This window comes from Azospirillum sp. B506, from assembly GCF_000333595.1.
Lineage (GTDB): Bacteria > Pseudomonadota > Alphaproteobacteria > Azospirillales > Azospirillaceae > Azospirillum.
The window spans coordinates 1-4,460 of record NZ_BADK01000963.1 but is presented as its reverse complement, the minus strand read 5'-3'; the positions used below and the strand labels follow the sequence as shown (position 1 = coordinate 4,460).

6 protein-coding genes and 1 pseudogene are annotated in these 4,460 nt (G+C 69.3%); all 7 read right to left on the bottom strand.

The features are described 5' to 3' along the window. Positions 1 to 746: pseudogene (locus I71_RS29810) on the bottom strand (hypothetical protein); the annotation flags it as partial. 16 nt (positions 747 to 762) lie between these two features. Further along, entirely contained in the window at positions 763 to 1,245 is a 483-nt protein-coding gene (locus tag I71_RS29805; RefSeq protein WP_042702924.1) for a biopolymer transporter ExbD, read from the bottom strand. A 3-nt stretch (positions 1,246 to 1,248) separates the two neighbouring features. Beyond that, positions 1,249 to 1,983: a protein TolQ gene (tolQ, locus tag I71_RS29800; protein WP_042702922.1), complete on the bottom strand. Its 735-nt coding sequence runs from the start codon at positions 1,981 to 1,983 to the stop codon at positions 1,249 to 1,251. A 73-nt stretch (positions 1,984 to 2,056) separates the two neighbouring features. Then, positions 2,057 to 2,536 carry a tol-pal system-associated acyl-CoA thioesterase gene (ybgC, locus tag I71_RS29795; RefSeq protein ID WP_042702920.1) on the bottom strand — a complete coding sequence of 160 codons (480 nt, stop codon included), beginning with the start codon at positions 2,534 to 2,536 and terminating at the stop codon, positions 2,057 to 2,059. Beyond that, positions 2,529 to 3,602 carry a Holliday junction branch migration DNA helicase RuvB gene (ruvB, locus tag I71_RS29790; protein ID WP_042702918.1) on the bottom strand — a complete coding sequence of 358 codons (1,074 nt, stop codon included), beginning with the start codon at positions 3,600 to 3,602 and terminating at the stop codon, positions 2,529 to 2,531. Before ruvB ends, ybgC begins: the two co-directional genes overlap by 8 nt. Further along, positions 3,599 to 4,225: a Holliday junction branch migration protein RuvA gene (ruvA, locus tag I71_RS29785; protein WP_042702916.1), complete on the bottom strand. Its 627-nt coding sequence runs from the start codon at positions 4,223 to 4,225 to the stop codon at positions 3,599 to 3,601. The genes ruvB and ruvA overlap by 4 nt, the downstream gene beginning before the upstream one ends. Then, the coding region (locus I71_RS29780; RefSeq protein WP_042702915.1) for an endonuclease domain-containing protein at positions 4,222 to 4,460 on the bottom strand (239 nt) is incomplete at its 5' end. The genes ruvA and I71_RS29780, both read right to left, overlap by 4 nt.

The following is a 4,460-nucleotide window of genomic DNA, read 5'->3' as shown; positions in this document are numbered from 1 at the left end:
TCCCGACGTTCGACAGCAGTCGGACAGCGGTCGGTCTTGGCCGACGGCTTCTCCGGCTGCTGGCCCGGGGCGTCCGCCTTCTTCGGCTCGGCCTTGGCGGCCTCCTTCGGCTGCTCTTTCGCCGGCTCCGGCTTCTTCGGCTCCGCCTTGGGCGGTTCCGGCTTGGCTGGCTCCGGCTTNTTCGGCTCAGGCTTCGGCGGCTCCGGTTTCGGAGGTTCCGGCTTCGGCTCGTGCTTCGGCGGTTCCGGCTTCGGAGGTTCGGGCTTGGGCGGCTCGGGCTTTGCCGGTTCGGGCTTTGGCGGCTCGGGCGGCTTCGGAGTCGGCGACGGCGCCGGATCCGGGGGCGGCGGAGGCGGCGGCGGAGGTGGAGGCGGCGTCGGAGCGGGCTTGGGCGGCGGTGTCGGCTCGCGGGGGGGCGGCGGCACCTGGGCGACCTTCGGCGGCTCCGGCGTCTTGGATGGCGGCGGCGGAGGCGGAGGCGGAGGCGGTTCGTCCTCCTCGTCCGGCGGCTCTGGGGCCGGCGGGGCGGGCTTGGCCTCGGGCATCGGCGGACGCGGCGCGGCATTGGCCGGCTTCGGCTCGCCCTTCTCGACGCGGGCAGCCTGGGTGACCTCGCCGACGTCGACGATCTCGATCGGGATCGATGCGGCGATTTCGAGCTTGCGATCGCTGGGCGGCATGCCGAGCACCATCAGCGCGACCAGCGCGACGTGCAGCACCGCCGAGGCGATCAGGGGCTTGCGCATGGGAGTTCCGCCCGCCTCAACGCGCCGGTTTGGACGCGCCGACCCGCGCGCTGGACGCGGTCGGACCGTTCGGCATCTCGGCGACCAGACCGACCTTCTTGAAGCCGGCGGCGCTCATGGTGCCCATCACCTCCAGCATCTTGCCATAGGCGATCTTGGCATCGCCGCGGACCAGGATGCGGGCTTCCGGGTTGTTGTTGGTCACCGCGATCAGCAGCGGCACCATGTTGGTCAGCTCGACCGGCGTCTCCTGGACGAAGACGCGGCCGTCGGTCTGCACGGTGACGAACAGCGGATCCTTCTGCTGCTCCAGCGGAGCGGCGTTGGTCTTGGGCAGGTCGACCGGCACGCCGACGGTCAGCATCGGGGCGGCGACCATGAAGACGATCAGCAGGACCAGCATGACGTCGATGAAGGGCGTCATGTTGATCTCGGCCATCGCGCGATAGCCCCGGCGCTTGCCGCGCCCGTGGGATTTGCCTGCGAGTTGTCCGGCCATGGTTCAGGCGGCTCCCCGCTCCTCGAGGTGGCGGGACAGGATCGCCGAGAACTCGCCCGAGAAGGTGTCCAGCCGGTCGGCGTAGCGGCCGAGGTCGGTGGAGAACTTGTTGTAGGACAGCACCGCCGGGATGGCGGCGAGCAGGCCCATGGCGGTGGCGAACAGCGCCTCGGCGATGCCGGGCGCCACCACGGCGAGGCTGGTGTTGCCCGAGCCGGCGATCGAGGTGAAGGAGTTCATGATGCCCCACACCGTGCCGAACAGGCCGATGAAGGGGGCGGTCGACCCGACCGAGGCCAGGAAGGTCATGTAGCGTTCGGCCCGCGCCATCTCGCGGCCGATGGTCACCGCCATCACCCGCTCCACCCGCTGCTGCAGCGAGCTTTTCATGGTGCCGCCAATGCCGCGGTCGGCGGCGTGGCGCCATTCGCGCATGCCGGCGGCGAAGGTCGCGGCCATCGGGTCGGCCGGGGCCTGACCGATGCGGTCGTACAGCGCGTCGAGCGAGCCGCCGGACCAGAAGGCCTCCTCGAAGGCGTCGGCCTGGGCGTTCCGGCGGCGGATGCGCATCAGCTTCTCGATGATGATCGCCCAGCACCAGATCGAAGCGATGACGAGCATCATCATCACGATCTTGACGACCGCGTCGGCCTGCCAGAACAGGCCGAGGATCGTGATCTCATGTGCCGTCGTGGCGGCGGCATTGCCGGCCAGTTGGGCGGTTTGCAGGGCGTCCATCGCAGTCAGTCTCGCGTTTGCGCTGTTGGCACGGGGAGTGGTGGGAAACGGTCGATAAGATCAGGCAGGCGGATCAGGAAGTCTTCGCGGAGGTTTGCTTCGCGTGCAGCGTCTCCATCGCCGCTTTCACCGGATCGGGAAGGCGCACGGCCCGCCCGGCCCGGTTGATCGTCACCAGCTGCAGGTCGGCGCGCGCCAGCACGCGGCCGTCGCGGCGGATGACTTGTGCGACTGCGAAGGAGGCACCGCGGATATCGACGATTCGGGTTTCCACTTCAAGCGTGTCCTCCAGCTTGGCAGGGGCGTCAAAATCGATGGTCAGGCGCCGTACCGCAAATGACACACCTGTGACATCGCCCGAACCCTCCGCCATCTCCTTCTGACGGAAGCCCATCAGGTACAGCATCTCCGTCCGCGCCCGCTCCGCGAATCGCAGATAGTTGGCGTGATAGACGATGCCGCCGGCGTCGGTGTCCTCATAATAGACCCGCAGCGGATAGCGGTGCGTGCCGTCCTCCGCGAACCATCCGGAAAGAGCGGGAGCGTCACTCATCCCCGTCGCCCTCCGCCGGATCCGGAACCCGGTCCAGCAGGTCGAGCTGCCGGAGCGGCGCGTTGGGCGGGTTGAGGCCGAGATAGCGGAAGCCCTGGTCGGTCAGCATGCGTCCGCGCGGCGTGCGCTGCAGAAAGCCCTGCTGGATCAGGTAGGGTTCGACAACCTCCTCCAGCACGTCGCGCTGCTCGCCCAGTGCCGCCCCCAGCGTCTCCACCCCCACCGGCCCGCCGCCATAGTTGGTGGCGACCAGCCCCAGGTAACGGCGGTCCATGCTGTCCAGCCCCAGCCGGTCGACTTCCAGCCGGGTCAGCGCGGCGTCGGCGACCCGCTTGTCGACCTCCTCGACACCCGCCACTGCGGCGAAATCACGCACCCGGCGCAGCAGCCGGCCCGACACGCGCGGCGTGCCGCGCGCCCGGTTGGCGATCTCGCGCGCACCCTCCGGCGTGATTCCCATACCCAGCACGCCGGCAGCCCGGCGCACGATCAGCTCCAGCTCGTCCGGCTCATAGAATTGCAGGCGCACGGGAATGCCGAAGCGTTCGCGCAAGGGGCGCGTGATCAGGCCGCTGCGCGTCGTGGCGCCGACAAGGGTGAAGGGCGGCAGGTCGATCCGGATGGACCGCGCCGACGGGCCTTCGCCGATGATGAGGTCGAGCTGGAAATCCTCCATGGCGGGATAGAGCACCTCTTCCACGGCGGGATTAAGGCGATGAATCTCGTCGATGAAGAGGACGTCGTGCGGCTGCAGGTTGGTCAGCAGCGCCGCCAGATCGCCGGCCCGCGCGATGACCGGGCCGGAGGTGGCGCGGAAACCGACACCCAGTTCGCGCGCGACGATCTGCGCCAGCGTGGTCTTGCCCAGGCCGGGCGGTCCGAACAGAAGCACATGGTCCAGCGCCTCGTTGCGGGAGCGGGCGGCCTGGATGAAGATCGACAGGTTCTCGCGCGCCTGCCGCTGGCCGATGAATTCGGCGAGCGACAGCGGCCGGATCGACGCCTCGGCCGAATCGCCGTGGCCCTGGCCCGGCTGGACCAGACGGTCGCTATTGGGGTCGCTCATTGGCTCAGTTCCTTGAGGCCCTGGCGGATCAGATCGGACACGCCGGCACCGTCGCCCAGCACCCGCCCGGCGGCGACGACCGCGCCGAAGGCCTCCGACCGGCCATAGCCGAGATTGACCAGCGCCGACACCGCGTCGGCCAGCGCCGGGCTGGCGCCCGGAACGGCGGCGGGAGCGCCTTTGCCGGCCGGCGCCCCCGCGCTGGCCGCGGGACCGAGCGCCAGATTGCCGACCTTGTCCTTGAGTTCGTTGAGGATGCGCGCCGCCACCTTCGGCCCGACCCCGTCGGCGCGCACCAGCGCTGTCTTGTCCTGCGAGGCGATGGCACGGGTCAGCTGGTCGGGGTCGAGCACGCCCAGAATCGACAGCGCCAGCCGGGCGCCGACGCCCTGGATGGTGGTCAGCAGCTTGAACCAGTCCCGCTCCGCCTGATCGCCGAAGCCGTGCAGGACAATGCGTTCCTCGCGGATGAAGGTCTCCACCACCAGCGACAGGCGCTCCCCCACCGCCATGCGGGACAGGGTGCGGTTGGAGCAGGACAGCAGATAGCCGACACCATTGACGTCGAGCACGACCCAATCGGTGCCGGTGGAATCGACGATGCCGGTCAGCTTGGCGATCATGGGAACTCCCGGCCCGAGGGCTGGCTGCGAAGAATGGGGGTCTCTTCGATACGTGCGCGGATGGTCTCCAGCACGCCATCAAGGTTGTCGATCACGTCGGTGTTCCAGAAGCGCAGGATCCGGAAGCCGGCCTGCTCCAGCATGCGCGACCGCCGCTCGTCATGGCCTGCACGCTGCTCGGCATGCTGGCCGCCGTCCAGTTCGACGATCAGGCGATGGTCATGGGCGACGAAGT